The sequence below is a fragment of the Pseudoalteromonas sp. SR45-4 genome (assembly GCF_014163535.1).
In the GTDB taxonomy this organism is placed as follows: Bacteria; Pseudomonadota; Gammaproteobacteria; order Enterobacterales; family Alteromonadaceae; genus Pseudoalteromonas; species Pseudoalteromonas nigrifaciens.
This window is the reverse complement of the sequence record NZ_JACJDO010000035.1, coordinates 14720-41701: the sequence shown is the minus strand read 5'-3', so window position 1 is coordinate 41701 and position 26982 is coordinate 14720. Positions and strand designations below refer to the sequence as shown.

Annotated in this window: 23 protein-coding genes; 13 read left to right on the top strand and 10 right to left on the bottom strand. The window is 38.9% G+C overall.

Features of this window, described 5'->3' with window-relative positions:
• Positions 1-659: IS66 family insertion sequence element accessory protein TnpA (gene tnpA / locus H5058_RS18520; RefSeq protein ID WP_259398636.1), on the top strand; the 659-nt coding region annotated here is incomplete at its 5' end.
• Between the two features lie 58 nt (positions 660-717).
• Here the strand turns inward: tnpA and H5058_RS14020 are convergent.
• Both H5058_RS14020 and H5058_RS14015 read right to left on the bottom strand, forming a co-directional pair.
• On the bottom strand, positions 718-1161 hold the full coding sequence (locus H5058_RS14020) for a hypothetical protein (protein ID WP_024604508.1): 444 nt from the start codon (positions 1159-1161) through the stop codon (positions 718-720).
• Between the two features lie 415 nt (positions 1162-1576).
• The gene (locus H5058_RS14015; RefSeq protein ID WP_263972598.1) at positions 1577-2209 is read right to left on the bottom strand and encodes a recombinase family protein; all 633 of its coding nucleotides are present in this window, start codon (positions 2207-2209) and stop codon (positions 1577-1579) included.
• A gap of 85 nt (positions 2210-2294) precedes the next feature.
• Here H5058_RS14015 and H5058_RS14010 point away from each other — a divergent pair, with 85 nt between their 5' ends.
• From H5058_RS14010 to H5058_RS13995, 4 genes are all read left to right on the top strand, one after another.
• The gene (locus H5058_RS14010; RefSeq protein ID WP_024604506.1) at positions 2295-2807 is read left to right on the top strand and encodes a hypothetical protein; all 513 of its coding nucleotides are present in this window, start codon (positions 2295-2297) and stop codon (positions 2805-2807) included.
• Between the two features lie 120 nt (positions 2808-2927).
• Complete coding sequence (locus H5058_RS14005) at positions 2928-3602, top strand: hypothetical protein (protein ID WP_013463096.1); 675 nt, start codon at positions 2928-2930, stop codon at positions 3600-3602.
• 909 nt (positions 3603-4511) lie between these two features.
• Entirely contained in the window at positions 4512-5384 is an 873-nt protein-coding gene (locus H5058_RS14000; protein ID WP_182678684.1) for a DMT family transporter, read from the top strand.
• Between the two features lie 59 nt (positions 5385-5443).
• A complete protein-coding gene (locus tag H5058_RS13995; protein WP_179807983.1) occupies positions 5444-6235 on the top strand; it encodes an aspartate dehydrogenase domain-containing protein in 792 nt (263 codons plus the stop codon).
• A 151-nt stretch (positions 6236-6386) separates the two neighbouring features.
• Here H5058_RS13995 and H5058_RS13990 read toward each other — a convergent pair whose 3' ends face one another.
• The 3 genes from H5058_RS13990 to H5058_RS13980 form a co-directional block, all read right to left on the bottom strand.
• Positions 6387-7514, bottom strand: a complete 1128-nt coding sequence (locus H5058_RS13990; RefSeq protein ID WP_179807984.1) for a zinc-binding dehydrogenase — start codon at positions 7512-7514, stop codon at positions 6387-6389.
• 68 nt (positions 7515-7582) lie between these two features.
• Positions 7583-8257 (bottom strand): glutathione S-transferase family protein, encoded by a 675-nt coding sequence (locus tag H5058_RS13985; protein ID WP_182678682.1) that lies wholly within the window; start codon positions 8255-8257, stop codon positions 7583-7585.
• A gap of 327 nt (positions 8258-8584) precedes the next feature.
• On the bottom strand, positions 8585-9016 hold the full coding sequence (locus H5058_RS13980) for a PACE efflux transporter (RefSeq protein WP_182678680.1): 432 nt from the start codon (positions 9014-9016) through the stop codon (positions 8585-8587).
• A 192-nt stretch (positions 9017-9208) separates the two neighbouring features.
• On the opposite strand from H5058_RS13980, the gene H5058_RS13975 reads away from it, so the two are divergent.
• Both H5058_RS13975 and H5058_RS13970 read left to right on the top strand, forming a co-directional pair.
• Positions 9209-10111: a LysR family transcriptional regulator gene (locus H5058_RS13975; RefSeq protein ID WP_011329658.1), complete on the top strand. Its 903-nt coding sequence runs from the start codon at positions 9209-9211 to the stop codon at positions 10109-10111.
• Positions 10112-10385: 274 nt separating this feature from the next.
• Positions 10386-11297 carry a LysR family transcriptional regulator gene (locus H5058_RS13970; RefSeq protein ID WP_011329657.1) on the top strand — a complete coding sequence of 304 codons (912 nt, stop codon included), beginning with the start codon at positions 10386-10388 and terminating at the stop codon, positions 11295-11297.
• A 186-nt stretch (positions 11298-11483) separates the two neighbouring features.
• Here H5058_RS13970 and H5058_RS13965 read toward each other — a convergent pair whose 3' ends face one another.
• Positions 11484-12881, bottom strand: a complete 1398-nt coding sequence (locus H5058_RS13965) for a heavy metal sensor histidine kinase (RefSeq protein ID WP_089369003.1) — start codon at positions 12879-12881, stop codon at positions 11484-11486.
• The gene (locus H5058_RS13960; RefSeq protein WP_086998455.1) at positions 12868-13554 is read right to left on the bottom strand and encodes a heavy metal response regulator transcription factor; all 687 of its coding nucleotides are present in this window, start codon (positions 13552-13554) and stop codon (positions 12868-12870) included. Before H5058_RS13960 ends, H5058_RS13965 begins: the two co-directional genes overlap by 14 nt.
• A 174-nt stretch (positions 13555-13728) precedes the next feature.
• Here H5058_RS13960 and H5058_RS13955 point away from each other — a divergent pair, with 174 nt between their 5' ends.
• From H5058_RS13955 to H5058_RS13930, 6 genes are read left to right on the top strand one after another with little or no spacing between them, the layout of a single operon-like run.
• Positions 13729-15567: a copper resistance system multicopper oxidase gene (locus H5058_RS13955; RefSeq protein WP_182678678.1), complete on the top strand. Its 1839-nt coding sequence runs from the start codon at positions 13729-13731 to the stop codon at positions 15565-15567.
• On the top strand, positions 15564-16439 hold the full coding sequence (locus H5058_RS13950; protein WP_182678676.1) for a copper resistance protein B: 876 nt from the start codon (positions 15564-15566) through the stop codon (positions 16437-16439). Before H5058_RS13955 ends, H5058_RS13950 begins: the two co-directional genes overlap by 4 nt.
• Positions 16440-16461: 22 nt before the next feature.
• Positions 16462-16866, top strand: a complete 405-nt coding sequence (locus tag H5058_RS13945) for a copper resistance CopC family protein (protein ID WP_182678674.1) — start codon at positions 16462-16464, stop codon at positions 16864-16866.
• Positions 16867-16877: 11 nt separating this feature from the next.
• Positions 16878-17780 carry a copper resistance D family protein gene (locus tag H5058_RS13940; protein WP_182678673.1) on the top strand — a complete coding sequence of 301 codons (903 nt, stop codon included), beginning with the start codon at positions 16878-16880 and terminating at the stop codon, positions 17778-17780.
• Positions 17781-17802: 22 nt separating this feature from the next.
• Positions 17803-18291 carry a DUF4440 domain-containing protein gene (locus tag H5058_RS13935; RefSeq protein WP_182678671.1) on the top strand — a complete coding sequence of 163 codons (489 nt, stop codon included), beginning with the start codon at positions 17803-17805 and terminating at the stop codon, positions 18289-18291.
• 10 nt (positions 18292-18301) lie between these two features.
• Complete coding sequence (locus tag H5058_RS13930; protein ID WP_182678669.1) at positions 18302-18829, top strand: DUF411 domain-containing protein; 528 nt, start codon at positions 18302-18304, stop codon at positions 18827-18829.
• A 126-nt stretch (positions 18830-18955) separates the two neighbouring features.
• Here H5058_RS13930 and H5058_RS13925 read toward each other — a convergent pair whose 3' ends face one another.
• The 3 genes from H5058_RS13925 to H5058_RS13915 form a co-directional block, all read right to left on the bottom strand.
• Positions 18956-21289 carry a S9 family peptidase gene (locus tag H5058_RS13925; protein WP_182678667.1) on the bottom strand — a complete coding sequence of 778 codons (2334 nt, stop codon included), beginning with the start codon at positions 21287-21289 and terminating at the stop codon, positions 18956-18958.
• Positions 21290-21487: 198 nt separating this feature from the next.
• Positions 21488-22954 (bottom strand): DNA recombination protein RmuC, encoded by a 1467-nt coding sequence (rmuC, locus tag H5058_RS13920; protein ID WP_089368995.1) that lies wholly within the window; start codon positions 22952-22954, stop codon positions 21488-21490.
• Positions 22955-23793: 839 nt separating this feature from the next.
• Positions 23794-26940: a DEAD/DEAH box helicase gene (locus H5058_RS13915; protein WP_089369318.1), complete on the bottom strand. Its 3147-nt coding sequence runs from the start codon at positions 26938-26940 to the stop codon at positions 23794-23796.
• Positions 26941-26982 lie beyond the last annotated feature (42 nt).

The window sequence follows — 26982 nt, the reverse complement described above, 5'->3', positions numbered from 1 at the left end:
AACACTGGCAAGGCATTTTTGAGCAGCAAAAATCGAGTGGTTTAGCCATCATTCAATTTTGTCGTGATAACAACATTAACGCATCGACTTTCTATGTTTGGCGTAAACGCCTTTCTGACGAAACGGTAAGGGTTAAAAAGCAACAGGTGATCCCGTTTGTTATTCATGAGCAAGCCTTTACGCAACCTTCAATCATTAAACTCACCACACCAAACGGCTATCAAATAGACTTCGAGTCGACATTAGCTAACCAAACGCTAGCCACAAGTGTCAGTACAAGAGCTGCCGCACAAGGAATTACTTATTTCGAAATTGGAGCCGTACAATCGGTTTCCTATCCTAATATAGACCCTGTATCAGCTAATCAGTTCTCAACCACTCAAAATCATGGCGGTGGCCAAGTTAGAGTTTATGTATTTCAGTTCGGTTACGGTAATACAAACAACGCAACGTTTGCAGGTTCTAGTGTATCTGCCACATCTAGCACTCCTAGATGTGGAGCAAACCTAAGTACTTGTAGTGCAGGCCAAACAGTTACTGGATTCCTCCATCAATTCGATTTTTTTGGCGCATCAAATATAAGTGGTACTGTTAATGTTTCAGCAAATTCGATAGCATCACCATTTGGTTTTTGGAGTGATTCTGTTTTCGTTCAATAATTAACACACAAGAATTAGAGCACAACCCATGTTCACAATGACACACGAACATGGGTATTTAACCAATAAGTTTTACAATATCAAACACTCTAGACTTAGCTTCAATTGCATTTCTCATTTGAGCTGACCCGTCACTATGTAATTTTAGGCTTTCCAATTCCTTAGTCACGTGAGCTACATAATTAACTTTTTCATCTAAATTAAAATCAATACTTGGTGGTGTATACATATCAAGCATTTGACCGCTAGAAATTAACTTATTGTCATAAAGCTCTTTAGCCATTCCCATTACTTCATTTCCAGAAATATTGGTCATATCGTATTTATTTGCAATTTCTTGCCATTTAGCTTCAGCATTGCGACCGGCAGAGCTGATTGAAACGGTGTCTGTTTCGGTTTTCTTGGTTGTGTTAGTAGCCTGTCCATCATTTATTCTTGTGCTTAACGCGCTATGTTGGGCTGACTCAGCATGATTAACATACGGTGTATTAGTAATTTGCATATTTGCTCCCTTATTAAATATTGCAACGACAATGCTTATATCAGAGCAAGTAGCAGGCCAACAAATCGAAACCTGTTATTTGCAACAGGTTTTTTAGAAGTATTAATACTAATCTCACAAACTAAGTGATCATTTATATGGGTTAAAACCACTAACTACTGCGTTATTTATTTAATTATTAGAACAGCTAGTTATGTAAAAAAGCCTTGTGTTTAATGATTTTCCTCCGCCTAAAATAGATCACTTAATTAATGAAAGTGGTATAAGCACGAAAGTACACATCGAGGTAGAAATGTCAGTGATTTTAGCCAACAGAAGCGGCAAATGGGAAATAGTATGGTTTAATAACGGCAAACTATTGCCGATTAAATAAGGGGATAATTAAGTATTCATTTAAATCTCGAATGAATGAGATCTAGCCTAGCGATAATTTTGTTGCTTCAGTTGATACTTTTTCAAATACATCATTCAATATTCTATAAATCGTAGCCGAACCCAAGTCATAATCTTTTGCCAATTGACCAATGGGTACACCTTCTTTCCTTTTATTATAAATTTCTAAATCTATTTCATCGGTTCTTTTTGTTGGTCGACCAAATTTAACGCCGTGCTCTTTAGCTTTAGCAATACCCTCTAGTTGCCGCTCAGAGCGTAAATCAGTTTCAAATTCGGCAATGGCTGCTAACATGTTAAACATTAACCTTCCAGTGGGAGTAGATGTATCAATTGCTTGGTCAATTACTACTAGATCAATATTTTCTGCCTGAAAGCGCTCCGCAACTTGTGATAAGTGAATAACGGAACGCGCAAGACGGTCTAATCTGGTGATAACAAAAGTGTCCCCTTCCCGAAGATAATTCATGCACTTTTGAAACTCTGGTCGAGCCGCTGTTTTACCACTTTGCTTTTCATGATAAATTTTATCGCAGCCAACTTGATTTAACTTATCAAGTTGCACTTCTAAACTTTGACCTGTTGAGCTTACTCTCGCGTATCCAATTTTTGACATTTTTTTATCGTATACTTTAAGATGTTTTGATAAAAACATTATGAGAGTACTTTTGATAATAGTCAAATATAGTTATCATAAAGTATAGCTTTTTGTAAACTAACTCAATAAAGGATTTTAAGTTATGAAATATTCACATTTACTCCCTGCAACAATGTTTGTTGTTGCTGCTGCAAGTTTTTCTTTCAATGCAATCAGTGCTGATACTTCGGTTACAGAGTCATCTTCGATTCAAGTACAAGAGCAACATGATCAAGTTGCATCATTGAATTCTATTCTTGATTTTGAAGAAGCAGCTAAAAATGAGCAAACAACCAGTGAATATGAACGTTGTAGCCCTACAATTTACACTAGATACACTAGTCTTAAATTGGAGCAGACTCGAACTATTGCAAGCTTTACTTATGATGGTGGTAATTGCCGTAGATACGGTTTTGCAATTTTAAGAAACTATGACGGACATGATTTCAAAGTGACTTTGGTTGATAGCAATGGAGATAGAGTTGCTGGCGGATATAGCGTAGCAGTTTCCACTTCTATCTTTAATGCAGGCACTTATTATTGGGAAGTTGAAAATAAAACAACAACTGGATCTACTTATGGTGGAATTACTTATGAAGTAAGATCTGGTGGCTAGTTAAACTTTCTATTAACGACTCAGCCCTATGAGTCGTTAATAGAAAACAATCTAAAATAAAAGCTTAAGTTTTATAAAATTATGTCGATAAAAGAAAACGACATATGAAAAAGGATTTTTATGAAAATCAGCACCAATCTACTACCTACTCTATTTGAAAGTAAAATATCTATTTTTACAAACAGTGATGATGAAAAAATAAAAAGCTTTTCTACTAAAACAAGCGAAAGTGGCTTAAAAATTAATATAAACACAACTCACCTTGATCCTAAAGTTAAAGAAAAAAAAGACAATAATGCTTTTGATTCATCATTAATTGAGGGAAGTGCATATGAAAAAGTATTTAAAAAAGAAGAGCTCAACTTTTCTAATATGAGTATAAAAGAACTTCATAGTATTGTTAAAAATGTGAATGAAATGGAACGAGAATACACACAAAAATACGATAGTGATGAACCAGTTAGATTAGGTAAGTCAGGAAACCCCATAATATCCAAAAAAAGAGAAGATATGAATAGTTTAGAGTCTAAACTTAGGATCCTTTCTTATGGTGGAGGGGATGTAGATCCTGATAAAAAAATTAATGTTATGGAGTATTTTTCTAATAGTTCAGAGAAATTAGATGGACTTGCTAAAGAATATCCTGAACGTCAGACTTATCAAGTAAGAGCCTCTTACATGAAAGAAATAATTAATACGTTTGATAAATTTATATCAGACGATACTTTTGATTTATATCAAGAAAAGGCTGCTTTATTGTTAACCGACAAAAAGAAAGTCGATGTTTTTATTTGAAAAAAGCCTAGAACATAGCAAAACAGCTAACAGCTTATTGAACACCATTTTGGTGGTTTATAACACACCGAAACGGCGTATATTACATACCCTGATAATTTCACCAATAATTACCTTTGTAAACAAGTAATTAAAACAGCTAGGAATTAAGCATGTTATTTTGCCCCAAAACGGCGTTTAATAATGTTATTGGACAAAATTAGATTTCTACTTAAAACACAGGAATAAATTTAACTTTTTCAGTGTCCGGTTATCGCTCAAAGCCGACCTATAGAATAATTGCTTTAACACGTTTTGGGGCAGAAACGAGTTATAACGGAATGGCTGCTTCACGCACTTTCCAGCCACTCGACAACTTAAAATGTTGATAATAAATTGGCAAGATATTTTACTGTGTCGGATGGCGCTTCGCTTATCCGACCTACAATTGGCACTGCGGGGCTAATTTTTAATTGAAAACTACTTGTTTACGTATTACGTGAACGTATAAGTAACTGGCAGTGCAAACGTAAGCTATCCATATTTTCACAAATCTACCCGCTAATGGGTGCTATTTTACTACTTACAAACCAAATACCCACCTTTAAATACCATTTATGGGATTTACTGTGCCGCTTATGCTTATTTATAAAATCAATTAAGGTGAATATACTAGGCTAGTATTTTATTAATCGTTTAATTAAATAGCAGGCAATACTCTGTCGTTAAATAAAAATTGGCTGCCTTGCCTGTTTAACAGCTTAAAACTATTTATATTGCGACTTTCTTATATGGTGTTTTTGTAAGCCTTTATTACCTTATCAATTTTAAGCTAAGAATGGTGCAAGGGATCATGTTGGCTATGCAATTTAATGGCAACATTTCTTAGAGCGACTACTTCATTCTAATTTATAAAGGAATCATTTAATTATGTGGATAATTTTTGCATTACTCGCCACGGTTTTTTTTGGCGCACGAGGAATAATGTATCAATGGACATCCCAGAAAAAAATTGATCGAAACTTATTATTATTCGGTGTGTTTTTTGTCGGATTTATAATCAGTATTTTGGGTGTAACCTTGTTAAATCAAAAGTGGTATGGCTGGGCTGATATTGCTGTTGGCTTAGCGCTGGGTTTTGGCTCTTTTGCCGCGAATGCTTTTTTGCATAAAGGTTTTTCGGTTGGAAAGGCTTCGCTTATTAGTATTTTGTCGGGTTTAACTCCTTTATTTGTGTTGGTTTTTGCCTTTTTATTATGGCAAGAAACCTTAACAACGCTGCAGCTAATTGGCTTTTTTATTATTTTTGGTGGGCTTTATATTATTCGCTACTCTAATGATATTTCGTTTACTAATTTACAAGGGGCGCAATGGGGGTTACTGGCTGCATTATTCTTTTCGTTTAATGACTTACTAGGTAAGCAGTCTACTTTGCTGGAGGCCGATACGTTCGCTACGCTCACCTCTATGTTTGGTTTTGGTAGTTTGCTTTTTGCTATTAGTTGGTTAGTAAGTAACAAAAAACAGGCCAGTGACACAAATGACTCTCGGCCTAATTGGTCGCCAGTAAAAACGTTTTCTTGTGGGTTACTTATTGGATTGACGAATGTGGCTGGCATGGTTGCAATAATATCGGCTTTTGCAATTGGCAATACAGGGCTGGTTTCTGCTATTTCTGGAATGAATATTTTAATAATTCTTTTGTACTCGCGCATTATTTTAAAAGAGTCGTTTACTCGCCAAGAGCTGTTAGGGCTAACGACCGCTTTTATAGGGGTAATTGTACTAAGGCTGAGCTATTAACGCTTAAAACCACACACAGTAAGGACGTTTCGGTAAATAATTAAATAGGAATAGTAAAAATGAAGAAGAAGTTAGCACTAATAGGGTGTGGCTATTTAAGCCAAACTATTGCTCAGGCTGTAAAAAGTGGCTCTCTTGCTGGTTACGAGCTAGTTGCGGTATTAGGCAGAAACCCAATTAGAACCAAACAATTTGCTGATTACTTTAACTGTACACCATGCACAGATATTGATGCGTTTATGGCTTTAAAGCCTGAGTTTGTAGCCGAAGCTGCATCGGCGGTATCTGTAACCGATTATTGTGAAAAAATATTAGCCGCTGGCTCGCACTTAATTGTTTTATCTACGGCAGCATTTGCAGATGTAGCTTTGTACCAAAGAGCCATAGCAGTAGCATTAAAAAATAATACTAAAATATACATTGCCGGTGGTGCAACAGGTGGCTTTAACCTGCTTCAAACCGCTTCATTTATGAGTTCAACACCGATTGATGTAACAATAACATCTAAAAAATCACCTGGTTTTATTGCTCGAACCCCTTTTAACAAAGAGGGCTTAATGAACATAACTGAGCCAGAAAGAGTTTTTAGCGGAACAGCTAAGGAAATTATTGATATTTTTCCTTATGTTTTTAATGTTATTTATGCAACTTCGCTAGCAAGTGCGGGGCCAAAAGCAACTAAATTTAATATTGATGCTGTGCCTAACTTTGCTGGAGATGACTACAGAATTGAAGTTAAAGGTGAACAAGTAGCTTTAGATTTAACAATTAAATCGGGCGATTATGCTATTGCAGCATGGAGTGTGGTGTCTATTTTAAATAATGCGGCTTCTCCGGTCGTTTTTATGTAAAACACTAAGCTGAGCGGCTATAGCAGCCTGCTATTCTCACCTTATAATATTTATTATTCATAAATAAAAAGCCGATACTGCAATCAATATCGGCTTTTACCTATTTGTAATTCAGGTATTAAAAAACTAATTAGTTATTGCTGAGTTTTAATTAGCTTTGCGGTGTAATTAAGTATTTTTCGCCTGTGGCTTGTTTAGAGTAAGCCGCTATTGATGCTAATTGTAGCGCCTCAGACAACGACACTTCATGGGTGTAATTACTGGCAAATGTGGTAGTAATTTCATCGGCTATACGTTTACGCATTGCCACTACCGTATTCGTGCCTAATTTACCAAGCGCATTAAATAATAAAAACCCATTTACGCCCCAAGCAAAGCCAAAATTACGATTTAGCGTAATAGGGCCGCGATCAAGTGCGCCATAAATATAAACTTGCTTGAAAGTATCTGAGCCATACACGCTATACTCTTCTACGTCGCGAGTTATAGCAGCTTCCATACAGTTAAGAATGTCGCTGGTTAGTTGGCCACCGCCAATTGGATCAAACGCAATTGTGGCACCAGTGGCAATAATTGCTGCGGTTAAATCCTCAAAAAACGACTCACTACTAGAATTAACCACATACTTTGCGCCCATGTTACGTAACAGTGTTTCTTGCTCTGTTTTGCGTACAATATTAACTAAATCAATACCGTCGGCAATACAAATACGGTTTAACATTTGCCCAAGGCTAGATGCCGCCGCCGCATGAATAATAGCTTTATGGCCTTCGGCGCGCATGGTTTCTACCATAGCTAGTGCTGTAAGCGGGTTAACAAAAGACGATGCGCCTTGCTTAGCGGTAGTGCCTTCTTTTAACTCTAAGCAACTTTGTACATTAACGCAGTGATATTGACGGTACGTTCCGCCGCCAATTACAGCAACCATTTTACCCATTAATGCTTGTGCCGCTGGCGATGAGCCCGCAGCAACTACAGTACCGGCACCTTCATTACCTACAGGCGTTGCTTTATTAACACGTGTTTTGAGCGCTGGCATAAACTTAGCTGGCACATTAGCTGTAATAGCTGGGCTTTGCCCAGTACCCGATTGCGTTGCTGTAGACATGTCAGCGGCGCTGAACATAACCGCTAAATCAGATGGGTTTAATGGCGCAGCTTCAATGCGAATAACCACTTCATCGGCACTTGGTTGTGGCATGTCGATGTTTTGTAAGGCAAGCGTTAGTGTGTTGTCTTCGCTGATTGTTGAAGTAAGTTGGATATTTTTGTCTGTCATCGGGATTTGCTCCTGCACATTATTAAATTAGTTAAACCAATAAGGTTAATGAATTGGCTGCTTTATAGCTAAGCATTAGCTGCTTGAATTTGCGCTGTGACCTTTTGCATAAACTCGGGCATGTTTGCGAGCCGATCTACCTCTACTTTTTGCGCAATAGCAGATTGGCGCATGGTGTCGTTCCACTGTTTCATTCCCGGTACATCACCCAGTACATCCCAATTAAGTTGGCTGGCACCAAAAGCGTTAACTATGGTGTTTACGTGATAAACGTAAATATCTGCCATAGTAAACTGCTCACCCGTAATCCAAGGTGAAAACTTACACAAGCGACTCAAGGCGGTAACACCAAGGGTTAACACTTGGCGTACCTCATTTTTAAGCGATTCTGGCGCGTTTGTACCACTAAACGCATACGGTATAAGGCGTCTGCTTGGCAGTTCAAAGTACAGCTCTGCTATTTTCATAATTTGGCGCACTGCTGCACGCTCGGTGCTATTTTTTGGATAAAGCGGAATATCTGGGTATGACTCTTCAATATAGTCGCAAATAACACTCGACTCTGAAATATTAACGCCCTGAGATGTTGTTATAACTGGCACTTTACCCGCAGGACTCATTGCCAGTAACTCGTCACTACCGCCGTAAATAAGGTGCTCTTTAAATGGCAGTTCTTTATATAAAAGTACATGTTTTACTAGGTTGTAATAGTTGCTAGCAGCAAAACCGTGCAAAGTAATCATAATAAATTTTCCATCATTAACGTGAAGGGACTTTTTAATTACCTAAAATGCAATTAATGCCTCAGTGCTTAATACACTGCGACTGGGCTATTTAAGCTAAACACATTATTACTGGTTTTAATTTGCTTATATATAGGGGTAAATGCTAATCACTTTTGCTTTTAAGACAAAAATAGAAAACTATTTGGCAAGGAAGTAGTGGCGGTACTAGCGCTCCCTATTTACATTTTTTAATAGGGAACCCCAGCTAAAGAAGTTATTTTTGTTGGTAATAATTTACGTTAAATTAAGTAAAACAGGCGAACTCAGCAAAGTTATGCCAACAGGCTAAACTTGGTTATTACAAGCTCGGCGCTGAATTACTGCGGCTCTAATATGGTCGTAACTCAAGTTAAATAAAAAAGCATAAATAGTAATAAAAATAGTCACGCCTAAATCCATTAAAAAAGCATTCCATAAGCTCACCGATAATAAATAAGCCATAATTGGAATAGTTAACACCAGTAAACCCGCTTCAAATAAGGTAACGTGAAATAGCCGCATTGAAAAAGTACGCTTAGTTTTATCTCCTTTAACATAAAGATCAAAAACCCAATTAAAAGCATAATTCCAAACCATGGCGACACTCGCAATAACTATCATAGTTCCTGATAATGCAGCGATATCGTGCTCAGTAAAAGCAGCTAAACCGGCAATCGATAAAGTTACTGCTATTACTTCAAATGACACAGAGTGAAACACACGCTCTACAGCTCTCATTGTTATATTTCTCCAATAAAGGTCTTACTTTAAAATTAAGTGATTAACACTAGGCAATTAACACTAAGGTGATAAAAAAGGATAACGAAATTATTAAGCGGCGATTATGACAGTCAATCAAAACAGATAAAGTTAACAGCTATCACGAATAGTGATAATCTGAGCCAAATACCTGTAACTCTCAGACACACCATGTATAGCTTCGAGCAATTGAAAGTATTTATCACTGTATGCGACACCGGATCTTTTTCAGCTGCTGCTCGTAAATTAAAGCGTGCTCAATCGGGGGTAAGTCAAGCCATTGCAAACCTTGAAATAGCCATTAATCAAGAGCTGTTCAATCGTGATAAAAACACTCCGGTATTAACTGATAACGGCAAAACCTTGCTGCCAATTGCAAAGTCTATTTTGCATCAACAAAAGTATTTTGATCAAACAATAGAATCGCTAGCAAAAGAGCATGAGCATGAAATGGTTATTGCTGTTGATGAGAGTGTAATGAGCCCAGACTTTTTAAATATTCTCATGCCGCTTGCCGATAAATACCCAATAACTCACTTTGATATCATCACCACCTCAACCTTTGATGTAGAACAACTCGTTCGTTCGGGTAGGGCGCAAGCCGGTATTGTTTATGCCGACGGTGAGTTAAAGGTGGATATGGATTTTTTCTTGCTAGGGCAAGCACGCTTTTTAACCGTAGCATCATCGACCCACGAATTAGCCAAACTAGCTAAAGTGCAAGGCTCTGATTTAAAACGTTATAGACAATGTGTACATCGCAGTGCTGAACATAAAGAGTTATGGTTTAGTTACGGTATTAGCTCTATGTTGTGGTATGCCAACACTCACCAAACACTGGTTGAGTTAGTTCATGCGGGCATGGGGTGGGCAAACGTACCTGAGCTATCAGTAAAAGAGCAGATAAACCAAGGCCATATTGTCGCATTGCCTGTTACCCATGAGTACAATGGGTGGTTAACGCCTGTAGGATGCTTAATTTCTCGAAGCCATCAATCGGGGCCTGTACTAACGAGTTTAATTGACACTCTTCAACAGTATCATTTTAGTAAAAACAGCTGGAAAATCAGATAAGCTACCCATTGTTTTGATAGAATAATTGTCACTTTTAAACAAATTAATCTATCATAAATACATAAATTTTAGAGCCTGCTTTATGATAATTTGAGGGCGTTTTTCTGCTTAAATTTTGCATTTAAAAAGCCAGGGATTAATGCTTTCCTTACTCCTGCGTTTAGTAAAATATTAATTTTATTTCAGCTTTTTATGAGCAACGTCCTTTTCAAAGCCTTGTTATTCCCAAGGGCAATTTTAAAGTTGAGTTAAAAACAACAAATGGAGCAGCTCGTTGGATCAACTACGTGCAATTAGGTATTTTAGTAAAGTAGTCGAAACTGGCAGCTTTACCAAAGCAGCCAGTACTTTTAACGTGCCGCCGTCGTCGTTATCAAGGCGCGTTGCAGATTTAGAAAAAAGCTTAGGCGCTACGCTGTTAAAACGCTCAACCCGACTCGTTAAATTAACAGAAGTAGGGCAAATTTATTATAACGATATACAGCAAATTTTGAGTCAACTAGAACAAAGTAATGAAACCGTACGCAGTTATCAAACAACGCCAATGGGGCGTTTACGTATTAGCTCTATGGTGGGGTTTGGTGAGCAAATATTATTACCTTTGCTAGATGAATTTAGCGCCTTATACCCTGAAATAGTGCTGGATGTTAGTTTAACTGATCAGCTATCGACACTCGGACGCGACGATGTTGATATTGCTATTCGCGGTGGTTACGCACCCAATGAGCGAGTACTAGCAATAAGGTTAATGGACAATGGCTTTATTCCGGTGGCATCACCTTGTTATTTAAAAAAACACGGAACACCTAACAATGCGATGGAACTAAAGCAGCATAATGGCCTTTATTTTAAAGCGCCAACGGGGCCAACGCCTTGGTTATGTAATATGGACGGCCAATGGCATGATGTATCTGGCCCTGCTGTGGCTATTTCTAATAGCGGATCGTGGCTAGCAAAAAAAGCGTGCAACGGTGAAGGTATTTTAATGTCGACTCGGTGGGCGTTAGCCCCTTATATTGACTCAGGTAAGTTGCAACAACTTCACTTTGAACATGAGTTAGCTATAACTCAAAATGCTAATATGGCTGTGTATTTGTTGTATCAAAAACAGCGCTACTTAGTACCTAAAGTAAAAGCGGCAGTAGACTTTTTAGTGCAAAAAATAAAGACAGAAAATGAACAATAAACACAAAGTAACAGATTCCCTAGGCTGATTAATTTACAACTGCGTGGTTTGTTAAACAAAACTAACCGCAGGTTACTTTCGTTTTTTGCTTATGCAAACTGTAAACCCCCATTACAGTTTGCACAAAAGCCACAAATTAACACTGCATTTTACGCTATAGGCACTGTGCTAATAAAAGGATTAAGCTTAACTTTTAACGTGTTTAAAAAACACCTTAAAGCGAGTGTTCGCGTTTGAGGTTACCACTATGTTGCCCCCATTTGCTGTAACTAGCGCTTTTACTATCGCAAGCCCTAAACCCGCGCCGTTGCCTTGTCGCTGCCTTGATTTATCGGCTCGATAAAATCGGTCAAATAAATAGGGTAAATGCTCTGCTGCTATTTTTTCGCCTGGGTTGGTAACCGCAATACACACTTGATCATTTCCAGTGCGCTCACTACTAATAGTTATCGATTCGCCTGCTGGGGTATACCTAATCGCATTTGATAATAAATTAGATAGCAACTGCCTAAAGTGTAATTGTTCACAATAAAACTCAACATTACTACCTTGTTTAATAAAGGTAATATTGGCATCTTCTGCTACCGCATCAAAGTATTCTAGTAACGCGTCTATTTCTTCATCACTTTGTAATACTTGTTGTTGTGCTTTTATCAGTCCATTTTGAGTTTTTGCCAACCACAGCATATCACTCACCATTTTTGTTAGTCGCTCTAGTTCTTCAAGGTTTGAAAACAACAGTTCTTGGTATTGCACAAGGTCGCGCTGTTTTGTTAAGCCAACTTGTGTTTGAGTAATAATATTAGTAAGCGGGGTCCGCAGTTCGTGGGCTATATCGGTAGAAAAATTTGATAAACGCATAAACTCATCTTGTAATCTATCCAGCATGGCATTAAATGAATGCACCATATTCACCAGCTCAATTGGCACTTTACTTTCATCTAACCTAACATCCATTTTATGGGTTTGAATGTCATATATTTTTTTGCTTAAGCCACGCAGTGGATTTAACCCTTGATGTACCGCAAACCAAGCAACGAGTAAAATGAGCACAGCTGAGCCAAACATAATCACCCATAGGCTTTGTTTAAATTGGCGCAAAAAATGTTTATGAAAACTCATATCAATGGCGGCGGTAATTTTATAATGCTGTTGCTGCACGTTAAAGTCGCTAACTAATGCGCGATAGGTATGATCATTGGCTTGCCAATGCACTATGTTATCGCGATTAAAACCAAGCGCCGATGGCGCACTCATAATCTGCTTAGTAAAATCGCGACCTGAGCTTTGGTAAATTAAGGCTCCTTGCTGGCTATTTACTTGATAATAAACACCATGGTGCCCTGCCACAGCTTTAGATAATGCCTGCCCTAAAGGTTCACTTGAGCTATGCTGCTGGGCTAAAACAGCTGCAACTGACTGGCTAATAACCTTTAACTCGCCACTGTCTTGCTCAATAAAGTGATGCTCAATGGAGGAGTTAATTAATGACGCGACTAAGGTTAAACAGGCTATTACAGTAACAGCAATAAACAATACCACCCGCATGGTCAACGACATTGGTCGAGCGTTAATTTTGGGCATTTTCGACCTCTAATTTATAGCCCATACCGCGCACTGTATGAATAAGTTTAATACTATACTCATCGTCAACCTTGCCCCGCAGGCGTCTAATCGCAACATCTATTACATTGGTATCACTTTCAAAGTTCATATCCCATACTTGCGACGCTATAAGTGAGCGAGATAGCACTTCGCCTTCTCGGCGCAGTAGTAGCTCTAATAAGCTAAACTCTTTATTACTGAGCAAAATACGCTTGCCTGCTCGCTGTATTTTACGCTTTGGTATATCCATTTCTAAGTCTGCAATTGTGAGTATGTCGGCCACTTTTTGCACGCCACCACGGCGAATAAGCGTACGTACGCGGGCAAGTACTTCTGAAAAAGCAAACGGTTTTATTAAGTAATCATCTGCGCCAAGTTCAAGCCCTTTTACTCTGTCATCAACACTATCGCGAGCCGATAAAAATAATACTGGCGTGTCGTTTTTGGCTTCTCGTACCGACTCTAAAATTCGCCAGCCAGATACATCGGGCAACATTATATCTAATATAATCACATCAAATAATTCGGTCATTGCTAAATGGTGACCGTCAAGGCCATTGCGCGCCAAACAAACCTGAAAGCCGGCTTCGGTTAAGCCCTGTTTTAAGTAATCACCGGTTTTAATCTCGTCTTCAACGATTAGTAAGCGCATATAATTCCTTTGTTACTTTTATTATAATTTTAGTTATCACTTAAACAGCACTATGCCATATGCGCTACAACAGCAACATGACATTAAGATTACAACTTTGTAATGTTCGCGTCATGTCGATGTCAGGTTTAAATATTATACTCAATGCATATTTTGCTATTCAGGTGTAATAAAATGGGTTTTAAAGAGTCATTACAGCACATTTCAAAGCCACGTAGGCGTTTTGTTCAAGGATTAATTGCAGGCGGTGTGCTGGCAGCTTTTCCAACTGTTTTACATGCAGCATCATCTTTAGCGGCATCAACATTAACAGGTACTGTGCCTGAGTTGAGCGGTAAAGTTATTGACCTGGTTATTGATGAGTCCCCGGTAAACTTTACCGGTGTAGTGCGTATGGCAACCACCATTAATGGCTCTATTCCCGCGCCAACATTACGCCTTAAAGAAGGTGACGATGTGACCATTCGCGTTACCAACAATTTAGCGGTACCTAGCTCTATTCACTGGCACGGAATTATTTTACCGTATCAAATGGATGGTGTACCGGGCATTAGCTTTAAAGGCATTATGCCTGGCGAAACGTTTGTTTATAAATTTAAGTTACAACAAAGCGGTACTTATTGGTATCACTCACACAGTGGCTTTCAAGAAATGACCGGTATGTATGGGGCGTTAATTATTGAGCCTCGTGAGCAAGATGTTATCAGCGCAGATAATGAACATATTATTCAACTCTCTGATTGGACTGATGATGATCCTATGGAGTTATTCCGTAAATTAAAAATTCAGGGGGATGTGTTTAACTTTAATCAGCCCACTGTACCTGAGTTTTTTGATGACGTAGCAACAAGCGGCGTTGCTAATGCACTTCAACGACGTGAAATGTGGAACCAGATGCGAATGAGTCCAACCGATTTAGCTGATTTATCGGCTTCGGCAATGACCTATTTAATGAATGGTACTGCGCCAATGGCTAATTGGCGTGGGCTGTTTAAAGCGGGCGAAAAAGTACGTTTAAGATTTATTAATGGCTCAAGTAATACCTTTTTTGATGTACGTATCCCAGAGTTAAAATTAACTGTGGTACAAGCAGATGGACAAAATGTTGAACCCGTTACCGTAGATGAGTTTCGCTTTGGTCCAGGTGAAACCTACGATGTGGTTATTGAGCCTAAGAATGACGCATACACAATTTTTGCACAAAGCATGGACCGCTCAGGTTATGCCAAAGGGACTTTGTCTGTCGCTGCTAATATTGATGCGCCAGTGCCTGCACTTGACCCCGTTGAGTGGTTAGCAATGCGGGATATGATGGGCAATATGGATCACTCTGCTATGCCTGGAATGGATCACAGCGCTATGGGCCACGCTAGCATGGACAAAACCAGTATGGATCAGGGGGCAATGGATCATAGCACAATGGACCACGGTGCAATGGCAATGGACCATAGTAAGCATAATATGGGTAAAAACCCACTGGCTGTTCCAAGTCAGAAAGTTCGCCACGCTAAAACAGAATATGGCGCCTCAGTTGATATGCGCGTTGATACGCCACGCACAAACTTAGACGATCCTGGTATTGGGCTGCGCAATAACGGCCGTCGTGTTTTAACACTTGCAGATTTACGCTCCCTTGATGGCATAGTTGACCACCAAGCACCCGAAGCCGAAATTGAGCTGCATTTAACCGGCAACATGGAACGCTACAGCTGGTCTTTTGATGGCTTAGAGTTTGGTAAAAGTACCCCTGTGCATATGAAGCATAATCAGCGGGTACGAGTTATTTTACAAAACGATACCATGATGACACACCCTATGCATTTACATGGTATGTGGAGCGACTTGGAGAACGATCAAGGTGATGTGTTAGTTCGCCGCCACACCATAATGGTACAGCCCGCCCAAAGAATTAGCTTTTTAACTACGCCACATGATGTTGGTCGTTGGGCTTGGCATTGTCATTTACTGTTTCATATGGATGCAGGTATGTTTAGAGAGGTGGTTGTATCATGAGAAATTTAACCTTATCAACAGTACTTACTAGTGCACTATTAATTAGCGCACCGTTATTGAGCCTGCATGTGTTTGCTCAAACTGAAATGGGCGACATGTCTGGCGATATGGCGGGCGATAAAATGCAGCCGCAAGGCGGCGATGCCCCTAAAAATGCTCGCGATCCACACGCTTATGCTAATGGCACAACCTTAACGCAAGGGCCATATGCTTTAGCTGATGGCGAGCGCTTAACCCTTGCGGATGAGCATAAGTTTTACGCTATTTTAGGTGATCGCCTTGAGTATAACGAACAAGCCGATGCTGCTGTTTTCGATTTACAAGCTTGGTACGGCACCACCTTTAATCGATTAGTGATAAAAACCGAGGGTGATGTTAGTGATGGCAAGCTTGAAGAAAATCAGACTGATATTTTATGGGGCCATGCAATTTCGGCTTACTGGGATACGCAAGTTGGTATTCGCTACGATTATTATAAAGAGGGCAAAAACCGTCAATGGTTAGCGTTTGGTATTCAAGGCTTAGCACCTTATTGGTTTGAGCTTGATATGACAGCGTATGTAGGTGAGAGCGGAAACACAGCATTTACAGCAGAAGCTGAATATGAGCTGCTTTTAACACAAAGGCTCATTATACAGCCTCGTGCTGAAATAACATTTTATGGTAAAGACGATGAACAAAATGAGCTAGGCAGTGGGCTATCTAGTACTGCTATTGGCGTTAGGGTTCGTTATGAATTTACTCGCCAATTTGCACCTTATGTAGGTGTAGAGTGGACTAATAAATTTGGTACCACAGCAGATTACGCCAAGCTAAACGAGCAAAGCAGCAACGATACTGAGTTTGTTGCCGGTATAAAATTTTGGTTTTAATATTTAAAAATAAGAGGTAATTATGAAATTTATAACTATTGCGGCAATTTTAGGCTTAGCTGTAAGCTTTTCGGCATCAGCTCATATTTCGCTAAAGCAATCAACACCACAAAATAGTGCGATGCTAATGCAAAGTCCAGAGCAACTTACGTTAACGTTTAGCGGCGAAGTACAACTTGCCAAAGTACTCTTAAGTGATGCTGCAAACAAGCAAGTAGATTTTAACTTTAAACCCAGTGCAAAAGCTAATAGTAACTTTAGCTGGCCGTTACCCAAGCTTGAAAAAGGTAATTACACAGTTAAATGGATAGCGCTTGGTGGCGATGGCCATAAAATGTCAGGCAATTTTGACTTTATATTACACAGCAGCGACACACATTCTAAAATGAAAAACATGGCGGCTAGCCATAAACAACATAATCATTAGGTAGTCATATAATGCAATTAAGTGATTGGTCAGTGCTGTTACTATTATTAAAAATAGTAAGCTATTTAGCTATTGCAGCCCTTGCGGGCTGCTTGCTAATGCGCTTACTTAATAATGAGAGTACAACGCCAGATACACAATTAAGCTGTTTTAATCGGTATTTAAAGCGCTGGCAAATCACCCTTGTTATGGTGGGCTTTATTGGTGCAATATTACAAATACCAATTGAAGCGGGGGCCATGGCTGAATCTGGTTTTGCTGGCATGATAGACCCCTTCATGCTGGATATAATTTGGCAATCAGTAATTGGTGAGCAGGTAAGTATGAGAGTGCCTGCATTTATAATTGCCTTGTTTGCGGTGTGCACTTGGCGCACCCATTCAAACTCAGCTAACGTGGCTAATTTTTTTATTACACTATTCGCACTTATTATCCTTACCTATAGCTTTACCTTAACCGGCCACAGCGCCGAAAAAGGCCTATTAATTAAAAGTATATTAACACTGCATTTAATTGCCATTGCTAGTTGGATTGGCTCACTATGGCCTCTTTATAAAAGTTGCCAACTGCTATCGTTAAATACGATAAAGCATTTAATGGAACGCTTTGGACAGCTAGCAATTATTATCATAGCGGTACTGCTCATATCTGGTATAACCATATTATGGCAATACTTAAATTCATTTTCTGTATTATTTACTTCAAATTATGGCCAGCTAATAATGTTAAAACTGTTGTTAGTGAGTGCTATGTTACTACTGGGTGCTTGGCATAAACTACGTTTAGTTCCGCAAATTACACAGCAACATCATGTTGTTACTTTAAAGCGTTCTATTTCTGTTGAAATGGTTATTGCCGTGTGTGTATTGCTAACCACCAGTGTATTTACCACGCTCGTTGGGCCGCCCGTATAATTTATCTTATAAAGAGAAAAACATGTTAATAAAACACCCTAAATTTGGATTGATCTCAGCGCTGTTACTTACTGCAACAAGCTCTTTTACTGTAAACGCGCATGGTGATGAAGAGCACGCAAAAAAATCAGCTTTATTTGTTAATGTAAGCAGTGCTGCAGCAAAAGTTGTTAGCTCGTTTCATACTGCGCTTAAGCAAGGCGATAAAGTAACTGCTCGACAATTACTAGCCGATGATGTAATTATTTTTGAAGGTGGCGGCGTTGAGCGCTCAGCCGATGAATACGCTAACCACCACATGTTAGCTGACATGAAATACCTAAGTGCAATTAACAGCGACCTATTAGAGCACCAAGTGTTTATTAATGGTGATATGGCTTACTCGGTATCAAGAAGCAAAAACCATGGCAACTATAAAGGTAAAGAAATAAGCGCCACAGGTATGGAGTCAATCACCTTAAAAAATACCGATTCAGGCTGGAAAATAACTCATATTCATTGGTCAAATTAAGGCGTTAATTATGCGTATAATTAAAATCACCTCAAGCGTGCTTTTAGCACTAGCACTGCCTCTTATGGGGGCGTGCTCTGAGCAATCACCGCAAGTACATAAAGCAACTAGCTCAGCCGATAGTCCCAAAAAACAGGAGTTAAAGCTTACTGTTTATAAAGATAAAAACTGTGGCTGTTGCAAAGGCTGGATTGAGCATATACATCAAAGCGACATTAATACAAAAGCCATTGATGCAGACGATATGGGATTAATAAAATCGCAATATCAAATAAAGCCTAACCAGCGCTCATGCCATACAGCTGTGTCGGCCAACGGTTTTGTGTTTGAAGGCCACGTACCGGCTAAGTTTATTAAACAATTTTTATCGGAAAAACACCCAGCGCATATTATCGGTTTAACCGTACCCGCAATGCCACTAGGCACACCAGGTATGGAAATGGGCGATGCATTTCATAAATACAACATTGAATTTATTACCACAAATACCACCACAGGTGTGTACAAGCACATTAGTCAATACGACGAGCAGTTTTAACTATTGTGGCATAGTTTGTGAGACTGTTTAGTACCTATAAAAAACTGTAAACCCCCATTACAGTTTGCACAAAAAAGCCACAATTAAAAATTGTGGCTTTTTTAGTTTTTAATAATTAATTAGACATTATTTTAGTAAGTTTTTCTCAAAAAATTCGGCCATCATAGTGTGGTAATGCAAAGCCGTTCCTTTGCCTTCTTTTAGGCTGTGTGAACGATTAGGATAAGCAAAAAACTCAAATTGTTTATTATGCTTAACAAGCTCGTCAATTAAACGCTCAGACCCCTGATAGTGTACGTTATCGTCGCCAGTACCGTGGATCAGTAATAATTTACCGCTAAGGTTTTTAGCAAAACTAATTGGCGAGGTATTATCATAGCTTTGTGGGTCGGTGTTTGGGTTACCCGAATAACGCTCTTGATAAATAGTGTCATATAAACGTATATCGGGCACAGGTGCTGAAGCAATACCTACTTTAAATTTGTCGCCGTGACGAAATAATAAATTAAGTGTAGAGCTGCCGCCGCCAGAGTGTCCCCATACGCCAACCCGCTCTGTGTCTATTACATCCCAGCGTTTAGCCATCGCGTCGAGCGCGTCAACTTGGTCTTGCACTGTAATTGAGCCTATTTTTTTATAAATAGATTTGCGCCAATCTCGGCCTTTTGGTGCGCGTGTACCGCGGTTATCAACTGATGCAACAATAAAGCCTTTTTGAGTTAATAACGATTTGTATAAATAGCTATTACCTTCAAAGCGATCTTGTACGGTTGATCCCCAAGGTTCGCCATAAACATAAAATACGATTGGGTACTTTTTATTTAGATCCATATCCGCAGGAAACATAATATAACCATCAAGCTCGGTGCCATCACGCGCGGCTACTTTAAAAAACTCATGGTTTGGTAAACTTTGCTCTGCTAATTTTTGTTTCAGCTCGCTGTTTTCGACCAAGGTTTTTACATTACTGTGATCGCTCACCTTAATAATTTGCTTAACGGCCGGCTGATTAAATTTAGAATAGGTGTGCATGGCCCAAGAAGCATCCTTTGACACGTAGTAACTGTTGGAGCCGTTAAACTGCTCAGGTGTTACTCGTACTGGTTTACTGCTGCCATCTATTGCTGTGCGATACAAATAGCGCTGAGCTGCATCATCTGGTGATGCACTAAAATACAATACGTTTTTGTCTTCGTTGATTGCAAGCATATCAACAATGTCGTAATCGCCAGGGGTTAGGTCGATAATTTTTTTGCCATCGCGCGATATGCGATATAAATGACGCCAGCCGTCGCGTTCGCTGTGCCAAATAAAAAACTCACCACTTTTTGACCAATTAGCACTATAAAACCATTCAATAAACGCATCGTCTTTTTCTGCCAGTATTTTAGTTAGCTGCTGCTTTTGCCAATTAAATAACCATAAATTATTATGGTTTTGTGGGCGGTTTAAGTCTTGGATAAGTAACGACTCACCATCGCCTGCCCAGCTAATGCGTGGTATGTAACGATCGCGGTTATCGCCCTCAAGTTTAGCCCACCGGGTTTGCTTGTCACTCAGGCTCACTACGCCTACGCGTACAGCTGAGTTAGTTTCGCCCGCTTTAGGGTATGGAAATTCAGTAAGGCTAGGGTAGAGCGCTTTGGTGTTGTTGATCATGGTAAAGTATTTAACGCCGCTAGTATCGAGCTGCCAATACGCGATTGATTTATTATCTGGGCTCCAACTAAAGCCATCACGAATAGAAAACTCTTCTTCGTATACCCAATCGAAATTACCATTAACTGTGGTAGCGCTGCCATCGGTTGTTAATGCGCTAACGGTATTGCTGCCAACTGCTTGCATATAAATATTATTATCGCGCACATACGCTACTTTTGAGCTGTCGGGGGAGAACTTAGCAAACATAAGCTTTTTGGGCTCAGGGTTTTCGCCGCCCAACTGCGAGAGTTTATTCGTATTTAAGTTAAGTAACCAAAAATCCCCTCGGCTGCGCGAACGCCATACTTGCTCACTGTTGGTAAATACCATGAGCCACTGGCCATCTTTAGAAAATTGATAACTCTCAATTGCAAACGCTTCATCTGCGCCCTCTGGCAGTAACTTTTCAAAAGCAACCAGTACTTTTCGCCCTGTGCCATCGGCGTTGTAAAATACAATGTCGTTGCCTTTTACACCGTGCTCTTTCTCGTCGTCAGCTTTAACGCCTACTTTTTTATCGGCTTCACGTTGCTCAAGTACTGTGTAGCCAGTGCCATCGTCTAACCATTTAAAGTAAGTACTACGCTGTGCTTTAAAGTATTTATCTTTATAAATTTGCTCAAGAGTAAGCGGGTTACTAATAGGTGTAACTGCATTACCTGTTGTTGATGGTGATGTATTTGATGTCATAGAACACCCTTGTATGGTTATACCCGCCAGAATGGCAACTAACAGTGCTGAGGTTTTAATTATTTTCATCGTGTTTCCTAGGGGGGGGTTATTAAATAAATACTGACCCCGCTACTTTAGCAAATAAGCAAAATAGGATCTGAGCGTTTATCGCGTTATTAAGGGATTGAGCTTAAAAAAGGAATTAATACGCCATGTTAATTAAAGTAGTCATTAGCTGTGTAATAAGGTGGCTGTTTTTAAATACCTAATCCTTTAGCTACGCAGTTAATCTAATTCTAAATTTGCACGTTCAACGCTCTCTGCTGGTAATTCTTTTTGTACCGATACACCCAGCTCTTTAAACTCGCTTGCCTGTTTAATTAAGTTACCTTTACCTCGGTAAAGCTGCGAAAACGCTTTGTCGTAGCTTTCTTTAGCACGATCGAGCTGTTTGCCAACCCCTTCCATGCTGGTTAAAAAGCCATTGAGCTTGTTATAAAAACGCTCGGCTCGGGCTGCCAATTCTTTTGAGTATTTAGTTTGCTCTTCAAAGCGCCATAGCTGTTTAACTATATTTAAACTAGTGAGTAAGGTAGTGGGGGTTGCCACTAGAATATTTTTTTCGATTGCTTGCTGGTAAATATCACTTTGGTATTTAAGCGCTTCAACAAAGGCTGACTCTATTGGTACAAACATCACCACTACTTCAGGCGAGTTAAGCCCAGGTAGACGGTCGTACGATTTACTCGCAAGCTCGTTTATACGCGCTTTAACAGCCTCAACGTGCTCTTTAATAGCTTGCTGTGCTTCTAGCTCGTTATCGGCGTTAACATAGCGTGTGTAGGCGTTTAACGAAGTTTTAGCGTCAATAACTAAATGGCGACCTTGGGGTAAATACACAACTACATCGGGGCGTAAGCGGCCGTCTTCGGTGTTAAACGACACCTCGCGTTTATAGTCTACGCCTGCGCGTAAGCCTGCGCTGTCGAGCACGTTTTCTAGCATTAACTCGCCCCAATTGCCTTGGGTTTTCTTTTGCCCTTGTAGAGCGTTACTGAGCCTGTCGGCTTGCTCGGTTATGGCTTGGCTTTTTGCTTGTAAATGTAATAACTCGGTTTTAAGCGCGGCGCGTTGTTTTAAGTCTTCAACATGGATTGACTCCATTTTGTCGCGAAAGCCTTTTAGCTCGCCTTGCACTGGTTTTAATAGTTGCTCAATGCTTTCTTGATTGAGCACTTTAAACTTTTGAGACTTTTCTTCTAAAATTTGATTCGCTAAGTTTTCGAACTCTTTTTTAAGCATCTCTTTGCTTTGCTCTATTTGCGCAAGTTGTTCGCTAAAGTGTTGTTGTTTTTGCTCAAGCGTAGTGCGTATATTATTTAGCTCTACATCGCGTTGGCTATATTGTTTGCGCAGTGCACTTAGCTCGGCTTCGGCTTTTTGCCAAAACTGATTATATTGCTGGCTTTGTTTTTCTTGTTCGGTAAAGCGGGTTTTAAAGTGCTGCGCTTGGTCGCGTTGCTCTTGATGGGTATGCTCTAAAAGTTCGTGGTCATCCGCTAACTGGGTGTATTGCAGGGTTTTGCTCTCAAACTGACTTTGCAATAACGACAACTGCTGTTGCTGCTCACTAAGTTGTTGTTTTAATTTTTTACTAAGCGATGCAGATACTAGGCTACAAATTACGCCACCTGCGGTAACGCCTACGCCTACACTTAGCCAATCAATGCTAGTTAATAACTGAGAAAACATAAAATAAACTTATTAAATTTAGAGACATGCCATCATAACGAATAACTATCGATAGCAGTAGGGGCGGGATATAAATTAAAGGCATAAAAAAAGCCAACCTATAAAAGGTTGGCCTAACATTACTAAAACTAGTAACCAAATAGGGAAATCAACATGAAACTTGCGTTAACAACAATTCATCACAAGCATAATAGTAGACGGCAAATTGAATATTTAGTTCAACAATAATTTAAATTTATTTATATGTTGTTTAAGAAGGCTACTAAGTAAATTTTTTGCAAAAAAAAGCCAACTCAAACGAGCTGGCTCAATCATTACTAAACTTAGTAACTAAATAGGGGAATCAACATGAAACTTGAATTAACTGCAATGTAATCACAAGCATAATAGTAGACGGCAAGTTGAGTATTTAGTTCAATAATAATTTAAATTTATTTATATGTTGTTTAAGAGGGCTACTAAGTAATTTTTTGCAAAAAAAAAGCCAACTCAAACGAGTTGGCTTAATCATTACTAAATTTAGTAACTAAATAGGGGGATCAACATGAAACTTGGTTGAACTGCAATTCAACCGCTAGCAAAATAGTAGACGCTGCATATTTAATTAAGTTCAAAAAAAGTATAAAAAAATTAAACTTAAGTTTTGTGTAAAGCAGCCGTGTAAAAAAGGCATAAAAAAAGCCAGCCCTAAAGTGGGCTGGCTAAATCATTACTTATTTAAGTAACTAAATGGGAAATCAACATAATGCTTGGTTAAACTGCAATTTAACCGCTAGCATAATAGTAGACGCTGCATATTTAATTAAGTTCAAAAAAGATCTGCATATTTACAGACATTTTTAATCTTTAATTAAAGAGAGCATTTGTTGCTCGTCAAACTGGGTAAAACTCATTGATTTTTCGGTAAATAATGCATCTACAAGAGCTTGTTTATCTTGTTGCATTTTAAATACTTTTTCTTCAATTGAATTTGCCATAATAAGTTTATACACAAACACAGGATTAGTTTGGCCAATACGATAAGCACGATCTGTCGCTTGTTTTTCTACTGCTGGGTTCCACCAAGGATCGTAATGAATTACTGTGTCGGCTTGCGTTAAATTAAGCCCCGTTCCACCGGCTTTTAAACTAATTAAAAACACCGATGTTGCACCACTGGTAAACTCATCAATCACTTTATCGCGCTGGCGCGTTTGTCCGGTTAGTAAACTAAAGTTTATATTTATTTCTTTTAGGCGTTCAGCAATAAGATCGAGCGCAGAAGTAAACTGACTAAATATAATTACTTTTCTACCTAGGCTTAGCATTAGCGGTAAGCGATTACTTAGCCATTCTAGTTTTGCACTGCCAGCTTGAGTTGTTGGCTCTATTAATTTAGGGTGACAACAAATTTGCCTTAATTTTAACAGCGCTTCTAAAAAGGCGAGTTTACTTTTTTGCATACCTTGTTCAGAAAAAAGATCAGTTAGTTTTTCTTCTAATGCCTGAGTAATACTGTGGTACATTTCTTTTTGTTTTGGCTCAAATTCAAACTCTTTAATTAACTCTGTTTTTAGCGGTAACTCTTGTGCAACTTGCGCTTTAGTACGGCGTAATATAAACGGCATAATTAAGTCTTTAAGTTGCTGTGCTCGCTCTGCATTGCTCTCACGCTCAATTGGCGTTTGGAAGTGAGTTTTAAAATGCGTTTGCGAGCCAAGTAATGACGGCATAGCAAAATCAAGTAATGATTTAAGCTCGAATAAGTTGTTCTCTATTGGCGTACCACTTAAGCAAAGCTTAAAGTCGGCATTAAGGCGCTTCACTAAACGCGATACCTGCGCGGTATCGTTTTTAATATATTGCGCTTCGTCGAGTATAATATTTTCAAAATAAAGTGGTGAATAATACGCAATATCGCGTTTAAGTAGCGGATAAGTAGTTAATATACATTGTGCTTGCGCTACATTTTGTAATAACTCATTACGCTGGGCACCAAAAATAGTGGTTACTTTTAAGTTTTTAGCAAACTTGGTTATTTCTTTTTCCCAATTGCTTACTAGGCTTGTAGGGCACACAATGAGTGTAGGGCCTGCTTGCGCATTATTATAACTACTTGTTAGATAAGCAATAACTTGCAGAGTTTTACCTAATCCCATGTCGTCTGCTAAAATTCCGCCAAGCTGATGGCGTTTTAAAAAGTTTAACCACGCAACGCCTTGCTGCTGATACTCGCGCAATACAACTGAGTCATTTAACCCTTGTATAAGCGTAGTGGGGCGCGACTGGTCATTACTATTTAGCTCTTCTAAATAACGTGACAATGACTCGTCGTGTAGTTCAACATTTATAGCAGTATGACTTACCAGTTCAGGCAAGTATGAAAGCGGAATATTAAATTCATCTCTGGTTTTTATAAATTCAAATCGTTGTTTAAACTCATTTAACAAATGCAACGCTGCTTTATTTATAGCGCCAAACTCACGACCTATTGGGTAGTAATAAAACAACTCACTTTGACGATTTAACGATTCATAATGAGCATCTGTTTGATTAAATAATAATGTAGCTTTAGCATCGTTTAATATAATTTTGCACTGCATTTGATGCCCCGCAGTACGGTGTACATGCAAAGCTACTTGGCTTTGTGGGTTAACAGCATTTACTTTACTAACCGATACTTTCCAGCCTCGTTGAACAAAGCTAGGAAACACCTCATACACTAACCAGTGTAAGTGAATTGGCGATTGTTTATTAAAAATAAACTCACTTTGTAAACCCCCTTTACAAAAATCGAAACCTAAGTTTATTAGCTCGTTTTTTACGGTGTTTTCAAAAGCACTATTTACTAGGGTTTCTGGCGCTGTGCCTGCCAAATAATTTTTATTTTTATATTTAAACAATAACGAAAGCGTTAATCCTTCCGCCGACATTGTTACTTTTAAAACCGCATTACTTGAGAGTTTTGAAGTATTGTTTTTTTCATTAGTGGGGTGCGGAATAACACCCGAGCCAAAGTTATCGGCGAGTTGTTTATAAATACGGTCAAAATTAGTGTCGTGTAATGCTGGAATTGTTTGTAAATGAGCAATTTCGTCTGCACTTAAAGGGGTGCGAATGCGTCCTACTTTATAAGTATCAAGATCTAAATAAGTAGGTGGCGTTGTTTTAATTAGTGTCCAATTTTTGCTGTTTTCTAAATTAACTTTTAATTGGGTTAGATCTTTTACTTGCTGCCAACTAAAGCTTAACGCTTGCCCTGTTTGCGCTTTAATTGATACGCGTGATCGTTGTAAAAACAATCTTTCAGTTGCTATAAGCTGTTGCAGTGCGTTAAAACCCCATTGCCCTTTAAGCTCAATATTACCTACTGCATTTTGTGAACGTATCCAGCTAAATAATCTAAAGTCGCTTTCTAATAAATCGCTAGGAGTTACAAAGCTGTTTAGCTGTTGCTCGGTAAGGTTACGGCCTAAGGCATAGCTTTGATTTTCATCGTAATTAGCTATTTTGGGCGTTAAAAACACTTTATTGTTTTCTACATCTAATACAAATAAAAGCACTTGTGAAGGCGGTTGTTCGGTACTGTTTTTAAGTGCTCCGAGTTCAGTAAACCAATCATTAATAAAGTAGTCTTCGCCGTACTCACCCGAGTGTTCTATTTTAAGTTTGAGCAAAATAGCAGCTAAGTGGCGGCATTTTGTTTTAACATTACAGGTACAGTGAGTATCTACCGAATAACCAGTAGGTACTTTACTGATCTCAATACGTTGATTAAACGAAATACCTTTGTCGCCACGTACTGTTGAATCCACAACTGAAAAATCGCTATTATGCTCTAACCAGCTAATTTGGCCGTTTTTATAATACGCTTTACCTTTAGCCAATACGGCGGGCTTAAACAATTTTTTAATGAAGCGTTCAGAAAGAGGAAACTGGGTAGCCTGCTCATTTTTAATTTCTTCAAAAATAGCCATTAGATCAGTTTTAGATAAGTTAGCAGACATGTCACTCAAAGTATTAAATTTTAAAAACAATTTTTTTAGTAT